Origin of the sequence: Campylobacter sp. CFSAN093229 (assembly GCF_011068225.1) — a bacterium.
Taxonomy (GTDB): Bacteria; Campylobacterota; Campylobacteria; order Campylobacterales; family Campylobacteraceae; genus Campylobacter_D; species Campylobacter_D jejuni.
Genome location: NZ_JAAMXB010000008.1, coordinates 57,397 through 78,760, shown reverse-complemented (window position 1 = coordinate 78,760; position 21,364 = coordinate 57,397). Strand labels below are relative to the sequence as shown.

The window sequence follows — 21,364 nt, the reverse complement described above, 5'->3', positions numbered from 1 at the left end:
TTTATTTGCTAAGGATAAAATTTATAAGCTTTGAAACACTAAATCCAAAGTGTTCAAACACATCTTTGTCTTTACCACTTTCTCCAAAACTTTCGATGCCATACACTTTGTGGCAAAATTTATAAAGTTCATTAGAATACGCTGCTTCAACGCCTATAACTTCACCTTTTAACAATCTTTCTTGATAAGTTTTATCTTGTTTTTCAAAAAGTTCAAAACAAGGCATAGAAACAACATTACAAGCAAAACCTTGTTTTTCAAGTTCGTTTGCACTTTCTAGACAAAGCCAAACTTCACTTCCACTTGCTAGAAGTGTAAATTTAGCGTCTTTGCTTTCTTTGAGTAAATACGCTCCGTTTTTTACATCTCCAAAAATAGGTTCATTTAGAGCTTTGAGTTTTTGGCGTGAAAGCACAAAAGCACTTGGAATATCAGCATTTAGGGCTATTTGCCAAGCTTTGACATTTTCTACCCCATCAGCAGGCCTAAAGGTTAAAAAATTTGGCATAGCTCTAAAAGTGCTAAGTTGTTCTATAGGCTGGTGTGTTGGGCCATCTTCGCCCACGCCTATGCTGTCGTGCGTGAAAATAAAAAAATGTTTGATTTTCATTAGGGCTGCTATTCTTGCGGCAGGTTTTAAGTACTCACTAAAGATGAAAAAAGTTGCCGAAAATGGTAAGAAAATTCCATATCTTGCAAAAGCATTGTTAATCGCTGCCATAGCGTGTTCTCTGATACCAAAATGGATATTTTTACCTTCTACAAAGTCTCCCATGCCGTGAAGTTCTGTTTTGTTTGAAGGGCCTAAATCCGCACTTCCACCTAAAAATCCTTCTAAATTTTTAGCTAAAACATTTAAAATTTCACCATTACTATCTCTTGTAGCAAGATCTTTTCCTTTAAAATCAGGATAAGCTATCTTGCTAAAATCAGGGTTTAATAGCCTTTCTAAAAGTTCTTTTTTACCACTTTTTTCAAGTTTATCTTTCCATTTTGCTTCTTCTAAATCCCCAAGTTCTACAGCGCTTTCAAAGCGGATTTTGCTTGCTTGTGGGATATGAAAACTGATATTTGGATCAAAACCTGCTTGTTCTTTGGCTTTTTTAATCACTTCTTCGCCCAAAGGTGCGCCATGGCTTTTATGACTGCCTTCAAGCTCTCCTGCACCCTTTGCTATAGTTGTTTTTGCGATGATAAGACAAGGTTTTGTGGATTTTTTAGCTTGTTCTAAGGCTTTATTAATTTCTTCATAATCGTGTCCATTTATACTTAAAACTTCAAATCCTTGTGCTTCAAAACGCATTTTTACATTTTCATTAAAGGCTAAACCTACATCGCCTTCTATGGAGATATTGTTGCTATCGTAAATAAGTATGAAATTATCAAGTTTGTGAAGTCCTGCTAAAGAACAAGCTTCATAAGAAATGCCTTCTTGTAAATCCCCATCTCCGCAAAGACAATAAATTTTATGATCGATTAAATCACTACTTAGCAAATTTTGCGCTTTTTTTGCTGCCATAGCAAAGCCTACAGCGTTTGCAACGCCTTGTCCTAAAGGGCCTGTAGCGATTTCTACTCCAAGAGTTGAAATTTCAGGGTGTCCAGGGGTTTTAGAATGAAGTTGGCGGAAATTTTTAAGATCTTCCAAGCTTAAATCATAGCCACTTAAATGTAAAAAACTATAAAGCAAAGCACTTGCATGTCCGCCTGAAAATACAAGTCTATCACGGTTTAGCCAAGTGGGATTTTTAGGATTGTGTTTTAAATGATAACTTAAAACACTTAAAATATCTGCTAAACCCAAAGGTGCACCTGGGTGTCCTGAGTTTGCTTTTTGCACCATATCGGCACTTAAAAATCTTAGAGTATTTGCCTGTTCTTGTAAAATTTGAATGTCCATTTTTTACCTTTATAAGTATTGAATTATTAAATTTTGTATCATTTGTGCGAGTTTTTCATTAAGTTTTTCTAAGTCTTGTTCGCATTCACTAAGAAGATTTTCTTTTGTTTTTATGGCTTGTTCAAGTCCAAGCAAATTGACAAAAGAATTTTTATGAATATCGTTGTTAGTAGGCTTTCCGCTTTGTTCTTGACTTGTGGTTACATCGATAATATCATCATTGATTTGAAAAATCAGTCCTAGTTTTAAACCAAGTTTGTAAATTTGATTGCTTTCTTCGTTGTTAAGTTCGCAAATTTCACAACCCATTTTTAAAGCTGCAGCAATTAATCTTGCGGTTTTATGTGTGTGTAAAAACTCAAGTTCATTTAAACTCAGTCTTTTGTCTTCAAAAAAACAATCAATAGCTTGTCCTATGACCATTCCATTAAGTCCTGCATTAAAGGCAAGGGTTTTGATGAGTTTGATTTTGATTTCATCTTTTAAATGAGCATGACTTAGAACTAAAAAAGCTTCAGTATTTAAAGCATCGCCCACTAAGATGGCTGTAGTTTCATCGTAGCTTTTGTGTAAGGTTGGAATTCCTCGTCTAAAATCCGCATTATCCATAGTGGGCAAATCATCGTGTATGAGTGAATAAGTATGGATAAATTCCAAAGCTAAAGCCACATCTAAAGCTTGATTTAAAAGTTCAGGTTTATTGCTTTGTACTACGCTTAAAAGCAATTGTGCACGAAAATGCTTTCCTCCTGCTTTTAGCATAAGAGCTAAAGCTTCATTAAAAAAAGGATGAAAGCTTTCAACCTTAGGTAGATTTTTTTCTAAGTGATGGATGAAAAGTTCTTTTAAATTCACTTAGTAAGCCTTATGAAAAATTGAAATTTACCGTCGCCACCTGAGTTGGCATTTCCGCCTAGTTCATTGTTGAAATTTGATAAAGGTAATTTAGTACTTTTGCGCTCAATTAAGATGCTAAAGTCATTACCAGCGCTTAAAATATTTTGTAATTCTTTAAAATTATTTAAAATAATATTATTAACGCGTAAAATTTTATCTCCTACCATAAATCCTGCATTTGATGCTTTTGATTTTGGATCTATTTTGGTTACAACAAGACTAGTATTAACCGTTAAACCAAGATTGCTTGTGAAATTTGTAATTTTTGGTTTTGGTTTAGAATCAGGAAGATTAAATTTGCTCAAATCTTTTGCAAAAACTTCAGTAGAAATATTTAAATCCATATTATCACGCAACACTTGAAAATAAAGAGTGCTTCCGCGATCTGCAAAAAGAATTTTTTCATTGAGTTTTCTTAAATCATTGGCGGGCAAGCCATCAACACTTATAACTTGATCGTTGATTAAAAATTGTGGATTTTTTCTTACATTGTTAACATAAATTTTATTTTCTCGAACAACAAAATCAACGCCAATATCCCCCCAATAAACATCGTTATATTTCATAAAATGTTTTAAATAGCGATTGCCTATAAAAGAGCTATTATTTAAAGCAATCCCCATCATTTCACAGCATGGAGTCCCTAAAAGTCCTATTTTAGAATTAAAATCAAGTTGATCTTTTTCATCAATATTTTGAGCTAAATACTTAATATGCCCTATATAAGGTTTATTAGGATCCCAAATTCCAACCCAATCATTACGAGTAAGTTTTTCTTCATCACCCATAGGAGTAGGGATTAGGCTAAAGTCAGTTCTTACAAGATATAAATTTAAAAATGGATCGTATTTTACATATTTGTTAAGCTTAGTATTAGGCTGTTTTAACACAGCAAGTAAATTTTCACTGAGTGCAAAAGCTGGCATTCCTTCATAGTTGAGCATGCTTGCCTTATTTCTTTCATAACCTGCTAAAAAATCTTCAAATTTAGGTCTTTCTATACCAAAAGACAAAGTAAAAAGCATGCAAATAATTAAAATTTTTTTCATAATTTCATACCTCCAAAACCGCCTAAAACATCATTTGCCATACTTGAGCGATTTTGCGCAACCATGGCTAAAACATCATTAATTGCAGAAATAAGTAAAATTTGCAAGGACTCTTTATCTTCAAGTAAAGAATCATCAATGCTAACATCGATAATCTCGCCTTTTCCATTAGCACTTACTTTAACAAGTCCTGCTCCACTTTTGGCACTAAATTCACGATTTGCGAGTTCTAGTTCTATATTTTTTGCTTTTTCTTGAACTTGATTTAAAAGTTCTCCCATTTTAGAAAAATCCATATTTTCAAACATTGATTATCCTTGATTTTTTAAAATTTCATTAACAACTACTTTATCACTAAAAGGATATTTTATCCCTTTAATTTCTTGAGTAGTTTCATCACCTTTGCCTAAAATAACGACTAAATCGTCATTTTCTTTTAGTTCTAAAGCTTTTTTTATAGCTTCTTTTCTATCTTCTATCATTAAAACTTTTTCTTTTTTAGTAAAGCCTGATAAAATTTCTTCCATGATGGTTTTTGGTTCTTCGCTGCGTGGATTATCACTTGTAATGATAGCAATTTTTGCAAAATGTTCGACGATTTTTCCCATTAAAGGGCGTTTGGTTTTATCTCTATCTCCACCTGCTCCAAAAACAACGATGAGTTTTTTATTTTTAAGAGTGTCAAGCACTTTTTCAATGCCATCAGGCGTATGAGCAAAATCCACAATTACACCTTTTGCTACTTGTTCTACCCTGCCACAAACTCCGCCAAATCCACTGATAGCTTTTTCCAAATCTTTTAAATCAGGCTTTACAAGTTCATTCACACAAGCATTAGCAACTAGAAGATTGTAAAGATTAAAAAGTCCTAGTAAGGGCGAGTCTATGTGAAAAGTTTGATTTTTATTTGTTACAATAGCACTAATGCCTTCTTCTAAAGAATAAGCTTTGATTTGATATAAAGCAGGATTTTCTATGCCATAGGTAAAAGCGTTACGCACATTAAATTTAATAGCCAAAGCATCTTTGTTGATAAATTTTAAACTCTCATCGGTAAAAAAAAGTTCTTTTGCTTCTTTGTAATTTTCAAAAGTACCGTGAAAATCTAAATGATCTTGAGTGATATTGGTAAAAATTTTAGCAGCAAAATTTAAGCCTTCAATACGGTTTTGAACGAGTGCGTGTGAGCTTACTTCCATGATGAAAAAATCACATTTTTTTTGAGTGGCTATTTGTAGGTACTCTAAGGTTTTAAGAATAGGGGAGGTGGTTAAGGATTTTTCATCAATTTGTTCATCGTTGATAAAAGCTCCTCTTGTCCCGCAAAGTCCGCATTTATAACCTAAATCCAATAAGATAGAATAAATCGCTGCTGCGGTTGTGGTTTTGCCATTGGTTCCTGTGATTCCTATGATTTGAATCTTTTCATCGATTTTTAAAAGTTTTTTACACTCATTTACATCAATGATTTTTGCACCTTTTTCTAAGGCTTGAGCGTGAAATTTAGCATTTTGTGTGGTTTGTAAAAAAAAGCATTCTTTTTCACACTCTAAGGTATTATCTGTAATGAATGAATTTTCAAGTTTTAATTTCACTTTTAAATCCTATGAGTTTTTCTTGGAGTTTGATAAATCTATCATTTGCCCAAAAATGAGGCATAACATTTTCTATATAATTTAAAGTCATATCTTTATAGCCATTATCAAGTAATTTTTCCAAAAAATCTAAAAAATCATCACGATTATCAATAACTAATTTAGTGCTATTAATAATATTTTCAAAACTTTTTTGAAAGCCAAGTTCTTCTTCGCTTTTTAAAAAATCTTGATAATTTAGTGCATGCCCATCTTCAAATTCGTTTTCCTGTTTGTTTTCTTGTTTTTTAAATTCAATTGTACTTAAAATTTCTTCTAAGTCTTTATCAATGCTAGAGATTTTGTAATGTTCTATATAAAAATCAAAAAGTAAAGAAGCTTCTTTAGGAGATTTTAAAGCAAGATCACAAAGGCAGATAAAATTTAGCAAGCGTTTATTTTTGCGTTTTTCATAAGCCATAGAAAAATACATTTTTGCAGTTTTAAAATCTTTCTTGTAAAAATGTTCAATTCCAAGTTTTTTATAATTTTGCAAATTCGTCTGCTCCGCCGTTTAAATTGATTATAGTGATTTCTGGATGAATATCAATCTTAAGTTGCCTTTCAAGGCCGTATTTTAGCGTTGTTCCACTCGATGCACAGCCTTTACAAGCTCCTATTAAATGGACATAAACAATCCCATTTTTAATTCCTAAAAATTCAAGCCCTCCGCCATCACGTTCAAGCATAGGCAAGCTCTTTTCTAAACTTGCTTTAACAGGATTTATAAGCTCTTCATCACTAAAAGGCATCATAATTTATCCTTAAAAATTTTTATATACTTTAGCGTGATTGTGTTTAAAAAAAGGTAAATTAAGGCTTGAAATTTAAATAAATTAAAAAGGTTCATCATTATCTTGTGTGCTAAATCCTAAATCATAAGCTGTAAAGTTTTTGTTACCAAAAATTCCATTTAAGTTTCTAAATGATTGTTGCAGAATTTCTTCGTTTTTTTCATATTTTAAGAAGTTTAAATATTCTTTTAAAAAATTATTTAATTCTTCGGTATTTAAATTTTTAATTAGAAGATTTAAATTTTTATCAATAAGCGTAAAAAGTTGTTTTTTTAATGCGAGTGTAGAATTTTTAATTTTTACATTGTTTAAAAAAGCTAAATTAACCTTGCAAACACCTAACAAGAATTCGCTATAGTTTAAATTTTTTCGAATATTTTTACTTTCAAATTCTCTAATATCACTATCTTCATAACCTTTTTTTTCTAAAATTTTATCCAATAAAATCTTATGCTTAAAACAAACACTATCACTAATTTGCTTAAAATCGTTACATATATCTGGATGTTGTTTTAAAAAAGCTATAAGTTCTAATTCTGCAATGTGAATTTTTTCTTTAGGAAAATTGTATTTATTTTGAGAAATTAAAGGGGTTTGTATGGTTTTTTTTGAATTTTGTGATAAGACAATAAATTTTTCATCCACTTTTAATAAATTTGAAACTAGACCAGTGTAAGAATTTGCCACTAAAGGTTCAAGATTAAAGGTGAATTTTTGTATAGTTTCTAAAGCTTTTTGTTTATCAAGAGCAGAAATTATGGAATGAGTGGATATTAAGCGTCTGATATAAAATTCACCAAGCTCTATTCCTTCATCGAGTATATCATGAAGTTTTGTGCTTTCATTTTTTGCTACGAGCTCAGCAGGATCTTTTCCACCTTGCAAAATTGCCACTTTACCGTCTATTTTGTTTGTGCTTAATAAAAATGCAGATCGTGTCGCAGCTTTTAATCCTGCTTCATCATTGTCAAAACATAAAATCACTTTTGCATCATAACGGCGGATTAAGGGTAGATGATGTTCGGTTAATGCTGTTCCAAGAACTGCTACAGCATTATTAAACCCTGCTTTGTGAAAAGCTATTGCATCCATGTAGCCTTCACATACTATTATTTCTTTTTTTTTGGCTATATTTTCTTTAGCGATGTTAAAAGCATAAAAAATTCTACTTTTATCAAAAAGTATATTTTGGGGTGAATTTACATACTTTGCCGGTACATTGGGATTTAAAGTACGCCCTCCAAACCCTACTAATAAGTCTTTATGATCGTAGATTGGAAAGGTGATACGCCATATAAAACTTGCGTAAAATTCATTATTTTCATCTTTTTTTAAAGCTCCAACACTCATAGCATCTTCTAAAGGAATTTTTTGATTTTGCAATAATCTTATACTATCTTCACTTGCTCCTGCAAAACCTAATTCGAATTTGGCTATATCTTTGTCATTTAAAGCTCTTTGGTAAAGATAGGTTAAAACTTCTTTGTGGTGTTTGAGATTATCTTTAAAATACGCATTTAAGCTTGGTAGTATAGACTTTAGCTCTTTTTTATTTTCTTGTTTTTCTTTTGTATAACTTAAAGTAAAATTACTAAGGCTTGCAACTTTTTCAACTGCATCGGTAAAACTTAATTTTTCATAATCCATTACAAATTTAAAAGCATCTCCACCAGCCTTGCAGGCAAAACAATGATAAAAACCTTTGGTAGGATTGATATGCATAGACGGGTTTTTATCTGCATGAAAAGGACAGATACATACAAAACTAGAGCCTTGTTTTTTTACTTCAATATAATTTTCTATAATATCAACAATATTAAGTCTTTGGGATAAATTTTCTATACTTTCTTTAGTTATCATTTTACAAACCTTGTTAAAATTATACAAAGATTTGGCTATAATTTGGCATAAAATTTTTAGAGCGAGACTATGGATTTTTTCTTTGTAGAATACAGAGACCCTTTAGTAGGGCTTATAATTTTAACCATTTTAGTATTTGTTGTAGCTGTTGTAAATTATATTTGGAAAATATTTGCTAACAAAGATGAAGAACAAAAGCTTGAAAAATTTATAAAAAAATTTGAAATGGATAACGCTCATAAAGAGTTGTTAAGAAATAGTAGCTTGAGTTTTGGAAATTTAAGTTTTTTGGCCGAAATTTTTACTAAAAGCGGGGAATTTGAAAAAGCAACTCAAATTTATTTGATTGCTCTTGAAAAATGTAAAGATAAACAAGAAAGAGAATTTATTTTCCTTTCTTTGGCAAAAGTTTATTTTAAAGCAGGATTTTTAGAGCGTGCAAAAGAAGTTTTATTACAAGCTTTAAAACTGCGTCCAAGAAATATACAAGCCTTAAAACTTTTAAAAATTGTTTATTTAAAACTTCGTTCTTATAAAGAAAATTTAGAACTTTTAGAATGTCTTTTTGAGCTTAATGAAGATGTACAAAAAGAACATGATTTTATCAAAGCTTTAGAACTTTGTACTTTTAATATCACTGATGAAGAAAAAAAGAAAAAACTTTTAGAATTTAAAATAGAAGATAATCCTATGTTGGGGCGTTTAGTTTTTGAAAAATATCATATGTTTTTAGGGCAAAATTTTTTTGATATTTGTGATTTGCTTTATAGGGAAAATGAAGCGTTTAATTTAGAAAATCAAGATTTTTTAGAATTCTTTTATGCTTTGGGTAAAATTTCAAAGCATGATGATACGCATCAGTTTGTTTTTAAAAATTCTAATTTTAAAATGTTAAAAATTTTAAAAGATAATTCTTTTAATGCGAGGTTAGAATTTTCATACCGTTGTTCTGAGTGTAAAAATGTTATGCCTTTGTTTTTTTATCACTGTCCTGTTTGTTATGAGTTTAATACTTGTAAAATTATTTATGAAGTGAAAAATAATGAAACACATTGAAATTTATACAGATGGCTCATGTCTTAATAATCCAGGTTTTGGCGGATGGGCTTATATTTTGCGTTATAAGGAGTATCAAAAGGAAGGTTTTGGAGCTGAGGCTAATACCACTAACAATAGAATGGAGCTAATGGCAATTATTGAATCTTTGAAGGCTTTAAAAGAGCCTTGTGAAATTTCGCTTTTTACAGATTCTAACCTAATGGTTCAAAGTATTAATGAATGGCTAGAAGGATGGATAAAAAAGGATTTTAAAGGTAAAAAAAATATAGATTTATGGAAGGAATATATTAAAGTGGCAAAATCTCATAAGATTAAGGCTTTTTGGGTAAAAGCACATAATGGACATTTGGAAAATGAAAGGTGTGATACATTGGCGCGTGAAGCTGCTTTGAAAATTGCAAGGGAAAATGATGAAAAACATTGAAAAACTAGAGCAGAGTTTAACTTATGAATTTAAAGATAAAAATCTTCTTATACATGCTTTAACCCATAAAAGTTTTAAAAAATCTTACAACAACGAACGCTTGGAATTTTTAGGTGATGCTGTGCTTGATTTAGTTGTGGGTGAATACCTTTTTCATAAATTCGCTAAAGATGCCGAAGGAGATTTATCTAAGCTTAGAGCGGCTTTAGTGAATGAAAAGTCTTTTGCAAAAATTGCAAATAGTTTAAATTTGGGCAATTTTATTTTTATGAGTGTTGCTGAGGAAAACAATGGAGGAAAAGAAAAGCCTTCTATACTTTCAGATGCGTTAGAAGCCATTATAGGTGCTATACATTTAGAAGCTGGGTTTGAGTTTGCAAAAACTATTGCTTTAAGGCTTATAGAAAAAAATTTCCCTCAAATTGATGCAAAAATTCTTATAAAAGATTATAAAACAAAATTACAAGAAATTACACAGGGAAAAATCGGACAAACTCCGCAGTATGAAACAGTGCGTGCTTTTGGTCCTGATCATTTAAAGCAATTTGAAATCGCTTTAATGCTTGATGGTAAAGAACTTGCAAGAGCTATTGCGGGAAGCAAAAAAGAAGCACAGCAAATGGCAGCAAAAATTGCACTTGAGAAATTAGGAGCTTTATAGTGAATACCTTTGGTACGAGATTGAAATTTACAAGTTTTGGTGAGTCTCATGGTGTGGCTGTTGGATGTATTATTGATGGAATGCCTGCTGGAGTTAAATTTGATGAAGAATTTTTGCAAAATGAGCTTGATAAACGCAAAGGCGGAAGTAAATTTGCAACACCAAGAAAAGAAAGCGATAAAGCTCAGGTTTTAAGTGGGGTTTTTGAAGGATATACAACGGGTCATCCCATAGCTATAGTAGTTTTTAATGAAAATGCTCATTCTAAAGATTATGATAATTTAAAAGATCTATTTCGTCCTGCTCATGCGGATTTTACTTATTTTTATAAATATGGCATAAGAGATCATAGGGGTGGGGGTAGATCAAGTGCTAGGGAAAGTGTTGCTAGAGTGGCTGGTGGTGCAGTTGCAGCGATGCTTTTGCGTGAATTTGGCATTTGTGTTCAAAGTGGTGTTTTTGGAGTAGGAACTTTTGTATCAAATTTGAAAGAAGAAGAATTTGATTTTGAATTTGCTAAGAAAAGTGAAATTTTTTGCCTTGATCCAAAACTAGAAAGTGACTTTAAAAATGAAATTTTAAATGCTAGAAATTCAAAAGATAGTGTAGGTGCTGCTGTTTTTACAAAAGTTAGTGGTATGCTTGTGGGACTTGGAGAAGTTCTTTATGATAAGTTAGACTCTAAATTAGCTCATGCTTTAATGGGAGTTAATGCCGTTAAAGCAGTTGAAATAGGCGAAGGTATTAATGCAAGCAAAATGCGCGGATCGTGTAATAATGATGCTTTAAAAGATGGCAAGTTTTTAAGCAATCATAGCGGAGGAATTTTAGGAGGAATTTCAAATGGAGAAAATCTTATTTTAAAAACTTATTTTAAACCTACTCCTTCTATTTTTGGCAAGCAAGAAAGTATAGATAAATTTGGCAATAATTTGGAATTTGAACTCAAAGGTAGGCATGATCCTTGTGTAGGTGTTAGAGGAAGTGTTGTAGCTAGTGCTATGGTACGTTTAGTTTTGGCTGATTGTTTGCTTTTGAATGCGAGCGCGAATTTAAACAATTTAAAAAATGCTTATGGATTAAAATAAAAAAAGCCCATTTTCGTGGGCTTGATTGCAATATTTTGAAAAGATTCAAATACTATATCGCTTGTTTTGCTAAATACTTTATACTTTAACTAATAAAAAATTGATTAATATCAGCCTTATTTTCAAAAGCTATACTTGTATAAGCTTGATTTTTAAATTTAAGTTCATAGCTTTTTCCTACTTCGTGTTTAGTATAGGTAAGGGCTATTTTTAAAGCAAGTTCTAAGTCTTTTTCTGAAATTTTTTCATCTACCAAAGAGTAAGCTCCGATTAAATCCCCAAGTTCTATGACTTCATATTTAGGAGTTTTTAAACCTTTTAAAAGGGTATTTTCAAGTTCATTTCTACCTATGATCATTTTAGCCCCATCAGGCAATCTTAAATGACGACCATATTTTAAAAGTTGTGCGTCATTAACCTGCATATCTTTGTCAAATTCTATGAAATCTCGAATTTTTTTAGCAAAACTATCAAGAGTTAGCAAACAACCACCACCTGGGCTTTCAAAGTCTTCTAAGCCAAATTTAGCTGCAAGTTCAAGTTGTCTTTTGCGACTTCTTCCACTAATACCTTCGAGTTTTTCTCTATCTACCCAACCTTCTCTTTCAGGTTTGGTTAGAGGTAGGTTTTTTGCACACATAGGACGCAAGATTAAATCTTCTTCATCAAGAGCAAGTTTTTTAACCTTTGCCATAGCATCACTTCTTTGACTCATAGGGCGTTGTCCTAAAACTTCTCCTGTGATGATAAAACTTGCATTTTCTTCTTTTAACATAGCCAAAGCAGTTTTAAACATAAAAGCATGACAATCTATACAAGGATTAAAATGTTTGCCATAGCCATATTGTGGATTAAAAAGCACTTCCTGAAGATAGGAATTTCTTACATCTATCATTTTAAAATCTGCACCTACCATTGCCGCACGCTTTTTCATGATTTCGCTTTTATCACTTGTGCTTCCAAAACCTATGTTGATATTTAGAGCTTTAACTTCTATGCCTTGTGCAGTGATGAGTTTCATTGCAAGCATACTATCAAGCCCACCGCTAAAAAGAGCTAATGCTTTCATTGATTCCTTTCTGAGATTATAAAGTTTTTTAAGATTTTGTCGATTATAAAAGGTATAATTTTAACTAAAAAATCTTTAAAATAAGGATTGGAAAGTGTTAAAAATAATTTTGGTTTTAAGCATTTTGAGTTCTTTTGCTTTTGCAAATTCTTGTGCTAACTACGAGCAAGAACTTAAAAAGTGTAATTCTTTAAAAAATTCACATGAGAGAAAAATGTGTCGTTTAGGTTTATTTGCAAAATGTAAAAAAGGATGAATAATGAAAATCGATACTTCTACTAGTTTAACTCATTCTTTAACTAATAATGTTGATAAAAAAGAGCTTAGCGTATTAAAAAAAGAAGATCAAGATAAAATTCCCGTGCAAGATCTTTCGAGTTTAAATAGCGATGGTGTTAAGGTTGTTTTTGAAAATAAGCAAGGTGAACTTATAGCTTTAAATTTAAGCAATGAGAATTATAGTAGTTTACAAAAAAATTTCAGTTCTTATACGAATTATGTTGCTAGAAATGATGGTAGTATAAGGCTTAATGGCGAAGCAAACCAATTTGTTTCAAATTGGTTTGAAAGTGAAAAAGATAATTTTGGTTCTTTAAATTCAAATTTAAATAATAAACAACAAAGTGTAAAATTAAATTTTAATACAAGTACTCTTCAGCAAAGTATGCAAAATTTAGGCTTTAAAACAAGCGATGAAAAAATATCTGATGATGCAAATATAGAAAAAAAATTAAATTTTTTTATTGATAAAGATGTAAATAAAGATGGTAAAGTTGATGATAGTGATGTTAAAGAACCTAGCATGAGAGAAATTTTAAGCGACATTAAAGAAGCATCAGGTGGTGGAGCTAATGCTATGAAAACTATAGATCCGCAAAAAATCAATAAAAAAGATGATAAGGAAAATAATATCAAAGAAAAAGAAGACGAAGATTTGCTTCAAAAAGCTCAAGAAAAAGGTTTAAGTGCTTTAAGTGCTGATGAGCAGGCAAAGCTTGAGGCTAGCAATCCTGAAGAATTTGAAAAACTGAAGCAAAAATCTTTGCAAGAATTAAGTCAGAATTTAAGTAAAGATTTTCAAAATAAAATTGAAAATCAAGAAGCACAAATTGTAGATAAGAGAGTGTAGTTTTTATAAAATTATAATTTCATCCTCTTAAGATTTTAAAATCATATATAATAGGTAGTGTAATTCTTAAATCTCCGTTATACTGTGGAAAATTTAAAGAAGCTTTTCTTATGCTTTCTAAAGCACTTTTATCTAACAAATCATATCCTGAGCTTTCGATGATTTTTAAATCTGCTAAAGTTTTGTTTTCTTTCCATAAAAATTCTACTTTTACAGTTCCTTGCATACGCATTTTTTTTGCTTGTCTTGGATAAAATTGTGCTTGTTGTATAGCTTTTTGGATTTCTTTTAATACAGGGTGATTATCTTTTCCTTGTGTTAATTGGGTGATTTTAGGTTTGACATTTGTATCAGTTGTTTTTGTAAAAGTTTTAACTTCTTGAGTTGGTGCTATTGGGGTTTTATTTGGTATTGGGTGTGGAGGTATTTTTTTTGCCTTTTTTTGAATTTTTTCAGGAGTTTTTTTAATAACTTTTGGCTGAGGTTTTGGTTTGATAGGTTCTATAATGGATTCTGTTGGTTTAGTCTCATTTGTTGGATTGGTTTGGGTAAATTGTTTTATTGCTAAAGAAAAAGAATCTTCATTTTTAATTTCCATTTTAAAAAAGTCATTTGAGTGAAAAATGACAAAAAGTAAAGGTATAAAGACTATAAAAGTTATATAAGAAGCTTGGTATTTATGATTTAAAAATAAAGTTTTCATTTGTTTTTCTCAGTAAGAATCTGAAAATTTTCATGTTCTTTGGCTTTTAAAAAATCTATAATTTTTACAAAGCTTTCAAATTTAGCATTTTTATCGCTTTTTAGTTCTACTATGGTTTTTTTATCAAGTGAAAAAATAGCATTTTGAACTTCATTTAAATTAGCTAATTTATCATTTAAATAAAAAGTATTTTTTTCGTCTATGGTTATAAGAAGTTTTTTTTCATTATTGTTTATATTGGTAGCATTTTCACTTGAAGGAAGTGAGATTTGAATTTTTCCATGCGCAATAAAGGTTGAAATACTAAGCACTATAGCAAGCAAAACAAGCATAATGTCTATAAATGGAACTATATTTAAACCTTCATTTTTTGGTAGTTTAAGCATTTTTATTTGCCTTATAAGCATTGCTTAAGAGGGAAACTTTTCTAAGTAAGGCATTATAAGCCATTAAAGCAGGAATAGCAACCAAAAGTCCTAAGGCTGTGGCTTTAAGAGCTAAAGAAAGTCCCACGACTATAGATTTGACATCTATATTACCCGCCAAGCCCATTTCGTAAAATGTAACCATGATGCCTATTACAGTGCCTAAAAGTCCTATATAAGGGGCATTGGAATAGATGATATATATAGTGGTTAAATTTTCACTAATCGCATCATCAAATTGCTCTTGATTCTCATAATTTTTAAAGTTAATTTTTCTAAAAAATAGCATTCTTTCTACGACACACCAAAAAGCTATAAATGCCATAATTCCTAGAATTAAAAAGATAATTAAATCGATGTAATCTTTTAGAAATTCCACATTTTTCTCCAAAAATATACTTATAAATTTTAAAAGATTATACTATATAAAAAATAAATTTATAATTAATATCAATTATCATAATTTTAAGAAATTCTTGTTTATAGTTTTTATTTTTATTAGGTTATAATTTATAAAAATTTAATAGGGTTTAACATGACTATAGATTTAAATCACAATTTTACCTCTTTTGTTCTTCTTGATGAAGTTGATTTTAATTTTTCGGAGTTAAAAAGTATTTTAGAAGATAAATTTAATATAAAAACAGCTGATGAAAATTTTACCAAAGAGGGCGTGATTTTTTCATATGAAAATATGTTGGTTACTCTAAATTTGATTAAAAATCCTATACCTAATCACGAAGCAGAATACTATGCAAATTTTAATTTTATGTGGAAAGATGCCTTAGAGCAAACTAAAAAACATAAAGCTCATCTTCTTATAGCGGTGCTAAGTCAAGATCAAAGCAAATTAGAACAAGCTAAAATGTTTACGAAAATTGCAGCTTTATGTTTGGATAATAAACATGCTTTAGGTTTTTATACAGGTGCAGTTGTTTTAGAGCCCAGTTTTTATATAGAAAATGCAAAAATGTTAGATGATAATCGCTTGCCGGTATATAATTGGATATATGTTAGTGTTTATCCTAGTGAAAATGGAGTTAATGCTTATACTTATGGGCTTAGAAATTTTGATAAATTAGAACTTGAAGTTTGTGATTTAAACATAGAAGAAAAAGAACTTTTCTTTTGTATTTATGATATTGTTTTGCATATTTTAACTTATGATATTAATCTAAAAGATAAAGATATTTTAAAATTTGAAGATGGAAAAGAAATAAAATTTATAAAAAGTCAAGGTATAAGTGTTGAGAATGAAAGCTTGAAAATTATTTTTTAAGTTTCACATTCACTTCACAGTTTTGAGTTAAACTTTCGCCAACCAAGACAAAAAAGGAGAAACTATGAAAGCAAAATTAACTTTACTTGCTTTGTTGGGTGCTACGGTGCTTTTAGCTAAAGATATGGTTGTTCCTGCTAGCGAACTTCCAAATAATGCCAAAGAATTTATTTCTAAAAATTTTAAAACCGCTCAAATTGGTTTGGTGAAAAAAGATATAGATTCTTATGATGTAATTTTAAATGATGGAACTGAAATTGATTTTATGATCAATGGAGATTGGAAAGAAGTTGATGGAAAATACAAGGCTTTACCACATACTATTTTACCTAGTGTTATGAAAAAAGTAAGTGCAACTCAACCAAATGCTCAAATTCTTGAAATAGATAAAGAAATTAATGGTTATAAATTTAAGTTTAATAATAACATGAAAGTTTATACGGATATGCAAGGAAATGTTCTAGGTCAAAAATTAGATTAATTTTTGAAAATTTAACTCCCTTAGAAAATTTGATGCAAAAATTTGGAAGCATAGTCTTCCAAATTTTTTCTTTTTTGATTGCAAAACCCAAAATATATTTAGTTTTAAAATAATACTTTATTGATACAAGTGATTGTTTTTTTATAAAATTAAATTTACAAAATGTTACATAAGATTTAAAATATTTTTTTTAAAAAATAATTATTTATAAATATTTTGCTAAAATAAAAAAGATGTAATCTTAAATTTAAGGAAGAATAATGAATACTCCTAAATGGACTAGTCACGATACAAGGTGGGTTTTATCTCTTTTTGGAACAGCTATTGGAGCCGGCGTACTTTTGTTACCTATTAGTGCTGGGCTTGGTGGATTGATACCTTTGTTAGTTATACTTGTTTTAGCTTTTCCTATGACTTACTTAGCTCATAGAAATTTATGTCGCTTTGTGCTTTCAAGTTCTAATCCAAAAGATGATATTACTTTTGTTGCAGAAAGTTATTTTGGCAAAGGTGGTGGATTTTTAATTACACTTTTGTATTTTTTTGCTATTTTGCCTATTTTATTGGTTTATAGTGCTAATCTTACAACAACTTTACTTGAGTTCTTAATCAATCAGTTTAATTTCAATGCAGATCTTACTCATGCTGCTCGTTGGTGGGTGAGTTTTTTGATTGTTGGAGTTTTGGTTTTGATTTCTATTCTTGGTGAAAATGTTGTAACAAAAGCAATGAGTTTTCTTGTTTTTCCTTTTATTATATTTTTATTTATTTTTTCATTGCTTTTAATTCCACAATGGAATTCATCATTATTTACAAATGTTGATTTTTCCGTAATTTCAACAAGTAATTTTTGGGTTACTTTATGGCTTGTTATTCCTGTGATGGTATTTAGTTTTAATCACTCTCCTATTATTTCTTCACTTGCTTGTTATTGTAAAAAAGAATATGGTGATTATGCTGAACCTCGCGCTAGAAAAATTATTTCTTTGGCGATTATTCTTATGGTTTTTGTTGTAATGTTTTTTGTTTTTTCTTGTGCTTTAACCTTTACACCAGAAGATTTTGCATCAGCAAAAGATCAAAATATCAATATTCTTACTTTTATAGCAAATAAATTTCCTGAAGTTTCTTTACTAGCTTATGTTGGACCTATTGTTGCACTTGTGGCTATTAGCAAAAGTTTCTTAGGGCATTATCTTGGTTCTCAAGAAGGCTTAAATGGCATTTTATATAAAGCAAGTAATGGTAAAATTCAAGGTAAATTCGCTCAAACTTTAACAGCGATCATTACCTTTGCTATTGCTTGGCTTGTTGCGTATAAAAATCCAAGTGTTATAGGAATTATCGAGGCTATTGGTGGTCCTGTTTTGGCTATTCTGCTTTTCTTAATGCCACTTTATTGTATTTATCGTTTTGATATTTTGGCAAGATTTCGTAATAAATTTTTAGATCTTTTTATTTTGGTAATGGGGATAGTTGCAATTTCTGCTGCAATTCATGATCTTTTATAAATTAAGGATAAAAAATGAGTAATTTAAGCATTTTTAAAATAGGTGTTGGTCCTTCTTCTTCTCATACTTTAGGGCCTATGCTTGCTGGAAATTTATTTTGTAAAAAAGTCGCTAAAAAGCTTGATGAAATTGATAGAGTTGAGGTTACTCTTTATGGTTCTTTGTCATTAACAGGTAAAGGACACTTGAGTGATAAGGCTGTAATTTGGGGGTTAAATGGCCTAGAAGCTAAAAATTTAAGCGCAGCAATACAAGATGAAGTAAATAAAAATGCTATTGAAAATGCTCAAATTGATTTTTGTGGTGAGAAAAAACTTTGTTTTAATTATGAAAAAGATTTGATATTTTCCAAAGATTTTTTACCTTTACATGAGAATGGTATGAAGATTAAAGCTTATGATTGTAAAGGCGGGTTAGTTGATGAAGAAACTTATTATTCTGTAGGTGGAGGCTTTGTTTTAACAGCTGCACAATTAGAAAAAAAAGGTAAAAATTCCAACCAAAATAAAAAGAAAAAACTAGATATAGAGCTTAACAATGCAAAAGAAGCTTTAGAGCTTTGCGATAAAAGAGATTGGGATTTAGCAGAGCTTTCTTATCGTTATGAATTGCAATTTCACACTAAAGAGGAAATTCGTGCTTATTGTCTTGAAATTTGGGAAGTAATGCAAGAAGTGTATTATAATGGTACGCATCCAAATGAAGATTATTTGCCTGGAAAACTTCATTTAAAGCGTAGAGCCAAAGGACTTAAAGAAAGAGTGGCGATGACAGCTGATCCTATGGGCATTATAGATTTTATTTCTTTATATGCTATTGCGATTGCTGAAGAAAATGCTAGCGGAGCAAAAGTTGTAACCGCGCCAACAAATGGAGCATGTGCTGTTATCCCTGCTGTTATGCTTTATCTTAAAAATCATACTATAGGTTTTAGCGATGAAAAGGCTATAGAGTTTTTATTAACAGCAATGCTTATAGGTTCTTTTTATAAGAAAAATGCAAGTATTAGCGGAGCAGAAGCAGGTTGTCAAGCAGAAATTGGTAGTGCTAGTTCGATGGCAGCTGCGGCTATGGCAACAGTTTTAGGGGCTAATGCTTTTAAAGCATGCAACGCTGCTGAAATGGCAATGGAACATCATCTAGGTTTAACTTGCGATCCAGTTGCAGGACTTGTGCAAATTCCTTGCATAGAAAGAAATGCCTTTGGAGCTATTAAGGCTATAAGTGCTGCTAGAATGGCAATGACACGTAAATCTACTCCTATGGTAAGCCTTGATGAGGTTATAGAAACCATGTATGAAACAGGAAAAGATATGAATTATAAATACAAAGAAACTTCTTTAGGTGGTCTTGCTACAAATTTAAAAACAGTATGCTAAAGTGTTTTTACACTTTAGTGTATTTTTTCATTCTTTGACTTAAAAATTCTTTCATTTCTTCTTTGGAAAAACTTTTAAGAATACGAATTTGCTTAAAAAGCAAGCCAAGATTGATTGCTCCCATCACTAAAAGCAATAAGCAAATCATTAAAAAAACAAGATCTATGGCTCCAAATTCATTAATCATAGCCAAACTTGCAAAAAATACGCTCGCTAATAATAAAAAAAATAAAAGCAATATTTGTTTTAATTTTGCTTCATTAAAATTATCGCAATTTTGAGTGAAATTTCTAAAAAGTATGATCTTTTTACCCAAATTTGAAACTAAAATTTCATCATTTTCTTTAAATAAGCCTTCTTTTAAACTTTGATAAAAAAAGATTTCATTGTTTAAATTTAAAGCATCTTTGTAGCTTGATAAGGTGTAGTCTTTGTAAAAAAAGGATTTTAATTCATTTTTCTTTTCTATTTTAAATAATCTTAAATCATTTCTCGCATAAAAAAATCCACTAAAGTTCATAAATGCCATAAGTATCACTCCCTAAAAAATTCCTATAAAGTGGCTTGAAATTTAAAGGTATTGTAACATTTTTTTCATCATTTAAACTTGAACTTTGGAAAATCAAAAACATATCTATTTCATCTTTAAAGGTTTTGAGAAAATTTTCTCCACCCTCATACATTAAAAATTTAGCCTCACTTGGAATTTGGGTATAAATTTGGCGGTTTGGAACTTTAAATAAAGGGATATTTTTATCAAAATTATCTATATTTTGACGGCTTAAGATACAAAGATTAGGCGCTTTTGCTTTGCAAAGCCTAGCATCTAGTATAGGGTGATCTTTTCTTATGGTTTCTCCACCGACTACAAGCAAATCAATCACCGCTCTAATTTTATGTGCATAAGTGCGACTTAGCTCATTGCTTACGATTTTGCCAAAAGGTGAGCCATTCATAGAAAGGGCTAATTTAAAAAGTTTAAATTGCCCTTTTTGCCATTTTAAAAAAGGTTTTAAAAGTTTTTTTCCTTCTTCTTTAAGTATGTCAAATTCAACCTCTATGCCTTGTTTTTTTAAAAATTCAGCTCCACCACTTGCGATTTTATTTTCATCTTTAACGCTGATGAAAATTTTTTTAAAACCTAGCTCGCTAAAGAGTTTTGCGCAAGGAGGCGTTTTTCCTTGATGAGAGCAAGGCTCAAGTGTGACAAAAGCTATGCTATCTTTAAATACACCTTGATGGTTTTTGCAAATAAACTCATGTAAGGCGTTTGCTTCTTTAGGCAATGAAATTTCAGGTCTTAAGCTTTTAAAAGCATGAGTTATGGCATTAAGTTCTGCATGAGCTAATCCAGCTTTTTCATGAGCTTTTATGGCTAAAATTTTTCCATTTTTATCTAAGATTACACAGCCTACAGCCGGATTTGGATAGGTTAAAAACTGATATTTCCAAGCCTCATTTAAAGCTAAATTCATATAAAATTCTTTCATTTGCCTACCTTGTATTTTAAAATTTGACATATTTTTAAAATTTTATATTTTTGTTTTAAGATAATAAATTCTAAATTTTCCATTTTATTTCTTATTTTTAGTTATATTAGTCATAGTTTTTCTAAGTTTTTTAGGATATAACAAAAATAGTAAGACCGAAGTATTATTTTTCATTTGTAGCATCCTTTATAATTTCAGGAATGATATAAGCTTGATAAACTAGAAAGTCTTGGTGGCCGGGAGAAAGGGATTCGAACCCCTGGAGGTGTGACCCTCAACGGTTTTCAAGACCGCCGCTTTCGACCACTCAGCCATCTCCCGATAAAGTAAAGTTTTGCCTTTTGGAGGCGACATCCGGATTCGAACCGGAGATCAAGGCTTTGCAGGCCCATGCCTTACCGCTTGGCTATGTCGCCCTGATAATGTTGAAAAAGTGGTGCCCGAGGCCGGACTTGAACCGGCACGGAAGAAAAATTCCGAGGGATTTTAAGTCCCTTGTGTCTACCAATTCCACCACCCGGGCGGGTGATTA

24 protein-coding genes and 3 tRNA genes are annotated in these 21,364 nt (G+C 30.6%); 10 read left to right on the top strand and 17 right to left on the bottom strand.

The features are described from left to right. Position 1: 1 nt before the first annotated feature. From tkt to dnaG, 8 genes are all read right to left on the bottom strand, one after another. Complete coding sequence (gene tkt / locus FBE93_RS04885; RefSeq protein ID WP_165434229.1) at positions 2-1,900, bottom strand: transketolase; 1,899 nt, start codon at positions 1,898-1,900, stop codon at positions 2-4. A 9-nt stretch (positions 1,901-1,909) separates the two neighbouring features. After that, a complete protein-coding gene (locus FBE93_RS04880) occupies positions 1,910-2,755 on the bottom strand; it encodes a polyprenyl synthetase family protein (RefSeq protein ID WP_002934238.1) in 846 nt (281 codons plus the stop codon). After that, a complete protein-coding gene (locus tag FBE93_RS04875) occupies positions 2,752-3,846 on the bottom strand; it encodes a PDZ domain-containing protein (protein WP_002862279.1) in 1,095 nt (364 codons plus the stop codon). The genes FBE93_RS04880 and FBE93_RS04875 overlap by 4 nt, the downstream gene beginning before the upstream one ends. Then, on the bottom strand, positions 3,843-4,154 hold the full coding sequence (locus FBE93_RS04870; protein WP_002851172.1) for a YbaB/EbfC family nucleoid-associated protein: 312 nt from the start codon (positions 4,152-4,154) through the stop codon (positions 3,843-3,845). The genes FBE93_RS04875 and FBE93_RS04870 overlap by 4 nt, the downstream gene beginning before the upstream one ends. A gap of 3 nt (positions 4,155-4,157) precedes the next feature. Then, complete coding sequence (locus FBE93_RS04865) at positions 4,158-5,441, bottom strand: UDP-N-acetylmuramoyl-L-alanyl-D-glutamate--2,6-diaminopimelate ligase (RefSeq protein ID WP_165434228.1); 1,284 nt, start codon at positions 5,439-5,441, stop codon at positions 4,158-4,160. Beyond that, positions 5,425-5,976, bottom strand: coding sequence for a hypothetical protein (locus tag FBE93_RS04860; RefSeq protein ID WP_002855727.1), 552 nt, complete (start codon positions 5,974-5,976; stop codon positions 5,425-5,427). The genes FBE93_RS04865 and FBE93_RS04860 overlap by 17 nt, the downstream gene beginning before the upstream one ends. Continuing rightward, positions 5,963-6,235: a NifU family protein gene (locus FBE93_RS04855; RefSeq protein WP_002858971.1), complete on the bottom strand. Its 273-nt coding sequence runs from the start codon at positions 6,233-6,235 to the stop codon at positions 5,963-5,965. Before FBE93_RS04855 ends, FBE93_RS04860 begins: the two co-directional genes overlap by 14 nt. A gap of 81 nt (positions 6,236-6,316) precedes the next feature. Beyond that, a complete protein-coding gene (gene dnaG, locus FBE93_RS04850; RefSeq protein ID WP_165434227.1) occupies positions 6,317-8,134 on the bottom strand; it encodes a DNA primase in 1,818 nt (605 codons plus the stop codon). A gap of 69 nt (positions 8,135-8,203) precedes the next feature. On the opposite strand from dnaG, the gene FBE93_RS04845 reads away from it, so the two are divergent. The 4 genes from FBE93_RS04845 to aroC are packed head-to-tail and all read left to right on the top strand — an operon-like array spanning position 8,204 to position 11,366. Further along, positions 8,204-9,190 (top strand): CDC27 family protein, encoded by a 987-nt coding sequence (locus tag FBE93_RS04845; protein ID WP_002934242.1) that lies wholly within the window; start codon positions 8,204-8,206, stop codon positions 9,188-9,190. Continuing rightward, on the top strand, positions 9,177-9,617 hold the full coding sequence (gene rnhA, locus FBE93_RS04840) for a ribonuclease HI (protein ID WP_002851277.1): 441 nt from the start codon (positions 9,177-9,179) through the stop codon (positions 9,615-9,617). The genes FBE93_RS04845 and rnhA overlap by 14 nt, the downstream gene beginning before the upstream one ends. After that, positions 9,604-10,278 (top strand): ribonuclease III, encoded by a 675-nt coding sequence (gene rnc, locus FBE93_RS04835; protein ID WP_002934243.1) that lies wholly within the window; start codon positions 9,604-9,606, stop codon positions 10,276-10,278. Before rnhA ends, rnc begins: the two co-directional genes overlap by 14 nt. Then, positions 10,278-11,366: a chorismate synthase gene (aroC, locus tag FBE93_RS04830; protein ID WP_002934244.1), complete on the top strand. Its 1,089-nt coding sequence runs from the start codon at positions 10,278-10,280 to the stop codon at positions 11,364-11,366. Before rnc ends, aroC begins: the two co-directional genes overlap by 1 nt. An 85-nt stretch (positions 11,367-11,451) precedes the next feature. On the opposite strand, the gene FBE93_RS04825 is transcribed toward aroC, so the two are convergent. Further along, complete coding sequence (locus FBE93_RS04825; RefSeq protein WP_002934245.1) at positions 11,452-12,435, bottom strand: MnmA/TRMU family protein; 984 nt, start codon at positions 12,433-12,435, stop codon at positions 11,452-11,454. A gap of 94 nt (positions 12,436-12,529) precedes the next feature. On the opposite strand from FBE93_RS04825, the gene FBE93_RS04820 reads away from it, so the two are divergent. Then, a complete protein-coding gene (locus FBE93_RS04820) occupies positions 12,530-12,691 on the top strand; it encodes a hypothetical protein (protein WP_002778908.1) in 162 nt (53 codons plus the stop codon). Positions 12,692-12,694: 3 nt separating this feature from the next. Beyond that, complete coding sequence (locus tag FBE93_RS04815) at positions 12,695-13,564, top strand: hypothetical protein (protein WP_165434226.1); 870 nt, start codon at positions 12,695-12,697, stop codon at positions 13,562-13,564. Between the two features lie 19 nt (positions 13,565-13,583). Here the strand turns inward: FBE93_RS04815 and FBE93_RS04810 are convergent, their stop codons facing one another. From FBE93_RS04810 to exbB, 3 genes are read right to left on the bottom strand one after another with little or no spacing between them, the layout of a single operon-like run. Next, positions 13,584-14,267 carry an energy transducer TonB gene (locus FBE93_RS04810; protein ID WP_165434225.1) on the bottom strand — a complete coding sequence of 228 codons (684 nt, stop codon included), beginning with the start codon at positions 14,265-14,267 and terminating at the stop codon, positions 13,584-13,586. Next, positions 14,264-14,653: a TonB system transport protein ExbD gene (gene exbD, locus FBE93_RS04805; protein WP_002934251.1), complete on the bottom strand. Its 390-nt coding sequence runs from the start codon at positions 14,651-14,653 to the stop codon at positions 14,264-14,266. The genes FBE93_RS04810 and exbD overlap by 4 nt, the downstream gene beginning before the upstream one ends. After that, positions 14,646-15,071 carry a TonB-system energizer ExbB gene (exbB, locus tag FBE93_RS04800; protein ID WP_002851166.1) on the bottom strand — a complete coding sequence of 142 codons (426 nt, stop codon included), beginning with the start codon at positions 15,069-15,071 and terminating at the stop codon, positions 14,646-14,648. The genes exbD and exbB overlap by 8 nt, the downstream gene beginning before the upstream one ends. A 156-nt stretch (positions 15,072-15,227) precedes the next feature. Between exbB and FBE93_RS04795 the strand changes: the two genes are divergently transcribed. The 4 genes from FBE93_RS04795 to FBE93_RS04780 all read left to right on the top strand — a co-directional run bounded on the left by FBE93_RS04795 (position 15,228) and on the right by FBE93_RS04780 (position 19,342). After that, on the top strand, positions 15,228-15,971 hold the full coding sequence (locus FBE93_RS04795) for a DUF4261 domain-containing protein (RefSeq protein ID WP_002934252.1): 744 nt from the start codon (positions 15,228-15,230) through the stop codon (positions 15,969-15,971). A 64-nt stretch (positions 15,972-16,035) separates the two neighbouring features. Then, positions 16,036-16,452 carry a PepSY-like domain-containing protein gene (locus FBE93_RS04790; protein ID WP_002856602.1) on the top strand — a complete coding sequence of 139 codons (417 nt, stop codon included), beginning with the start codon at positions 16,036-16,038 and terminating at the stop codon, positions 16,450-16,452. A 260-nt stretch (positions 16,453-16,712) separates the two neighbouring features. After that, on the top strand, positions 16,713-17,963 hold the full coding sequence (locus tag FBE93_RS04785) for an aromatic amino acid transport family protein (protein WP_002856631.1): 1,251 nt from the start codon (positions 16,713-16,715) through the stop codon (positions 17,961-17,963). A 14-nt stretch (positions 17,964-17,977) separates the two neighbouring features. Further along, a complete protein-coding gene (locus tag FBE93_RS04780; RefSeq protein WP_002855898.1) occupies positions 17,978-19,342 on the top strand; it encodes an L-serine ammonia-lyase in 1,365 nt (454 codons plus the stop codon). A gap of 7 nt (positions 19,343-19,349) precedes the next feature. On the opposite strand, the gene FBE93_RS04775 is transcribed toward FBE93_RS04780, so the two are convergent. From FBE93_RS04775 to FBE93_RS04755, 5 genes are all read right to left on the bottom strand, one after another. Further along, a complete protein-coding gene (locus FBE93_RS04775; protein WP_002934257.1) occupies positions 19,350-19,871 on the bottom strand; it encodes a hypothetical protein in 522 nt (173 codons plus the stop codon). Next, a complete protein-coding gene (gene ribD / locus FBE93_RS04770; RefSeq protein ID WP_072225823.1) occupies positions 19,852-20,862 on the bottom strand; it encodes a bifunctional diaminohydroxyphosphoribosylaminopyrimidine deaminase/5-amino-6-(5-phosphoribosylamino)uracil reductase RibD in 1,011 nt (336 codons plus the stop codon). Before ribD ends, FBE93_RS04775 begins: the two co-directional genes overlap by 20 nt. 203 nt (positions 20,863-21,065) lie before the next feature. After that, positions 21,066-21,153 (bottom strand) — tRNA-Ser (locus FBE93_RS04765). 21 nt (positions 21,154-21,174) lie between these two features. Continuing rightward, positions 21,175-21,248 (bottom strand) — tRNA-Cys (locus FBE93_RS04760). 18 nt (positions 21,249-21,266) lie between these two features. Beyond that, a tRNA-Leu gene (locus FBE93_RS04755) sits at positions 21,267-21,355 on the bottom strand. Positions 21,356-21,364 lie beyond the last annotated feature (9 nt).

Bases quoted from the DNA above. Each gene is read 5' to 3' on its own strand.
- FBE93_RS04870 (WP_002851172.1), bottom strand. From the start codon at position 4,154: ATGTTTGAAAATATGGATTTTTCTAAAATGGGAGAACTTTTAAATCAA.
- FBE93_RS04810 (WP_165434225.1), bottom strand. From the start codon at position 14,267: ATGAAAACTTTATTTTTAAATCATAAATACCAAGCTTCTTATATAACT.
- FBE93_RS04845 (WP_002934242.1), top strand. From the start codon at position 8,204: ATGGATTTTTTCTTTGTAGAATACAGAGACCCTTTAGTAGGGCTTATA.
- rnc (WP_002934243.1), top strand. From the start codon at position 9,604: ATGAAAAACATTGAAAAACTAGAGCAGAGTTTAACTTATGAATTTAAA.
- exbD (WP_002934251.1), bottom strand. From the start codon at position 14,653: ATGCTTAAACTACCAAAAAATGAAGGTTTAAATATAGTTCCATTTATA.
- FBE93_RS04815 (WP_165434226.1), top strand. From the start codon at position 12,695: ATGAAAATCGATACTTCTACTAGTTTAACTCATTCTTTAACTAATAAT.
- FBE93_RS04790 (WP_002856602.1), top strand. From the start codon at position 16,036: ATGAAAGCAAAATTAACTTTACTTGCTTTGTTGGGTGCTACGGTGCTT.
- FBE93_RS04825 (WP_002934245.1), bottom strand. From the start codon at position 12,435: ATGAAAGCATTAGCTCTTTTTAGCGGTGGGCTTGATAGTATGCTTGCA.
- FBE93_RS04795 (WP_002934252.1), top strand. From the start codon at position 15,228: ATGACTATAGATTTAAATCACAATTTTACCTCTTTTGTTCTTCTTGAT.
- FBE93_RS04855 (WP_002858971.1), bottom strand. From the start codon at position 6,235: ATGATGCCTTTTAGTGATGAAGAGCTTATAAATCCTGTTAAAGCAAGT.
- FBE93_RS04785 (WP_002856631.1), top strand. From the start codon at position 16,713: ATGAATACTCCTAAATGGACTAGTCACGATACAAGGTGGGTTTTATCT.
- ribD (WP_072225823.1), bottom strand. From the start codon at position 20,862: ATGTCAAATTTTAAAATACAAGGTAGGCAAATGAAAGAATTTTATATG.
- FBE93_RS04775 (WP_002934257.1), bottom strand. From the start codon at position 19,871: ATGGCATTTATGAACTTTAGTGGATTTTTTTATGCGAGAAATGATTTA.
- tkt (WP_165434229.1), bottom strand. From the start codon at position 1,900: ATGGACATTCAAATTTTACAAGAACAGGCAAATACTCTAAGATTTTTA.
- FBE93_RS04875 (WP_002862279.1), bottom strand. From the start codon at position 3,846: ATGAAAAAAATTTTAATTATTTGCATGCTTTTTACTTTGTCTTTTGGT.
- dnaG (WP_165434227.1), bottom strand. From the start codon at position 8,134: ATGATAACTAAAGAAAGTATAGAAAATTTATCCCAAAGACTTAATATT.
- FBE93_RS04780 (WP_002855898.1), top strand. From the start codon at position 17,978: ATGAGTAATTTAAGCATTTTTAAAATAGGTGTTGGTCCTTCTTCTTCT.
- rnhA (WP_002851277.1), top strand. From the start codon at position 9,177: ATGAAACACATTGAAATTTATACAGATGGCTCATGTCTTAATAATCCA.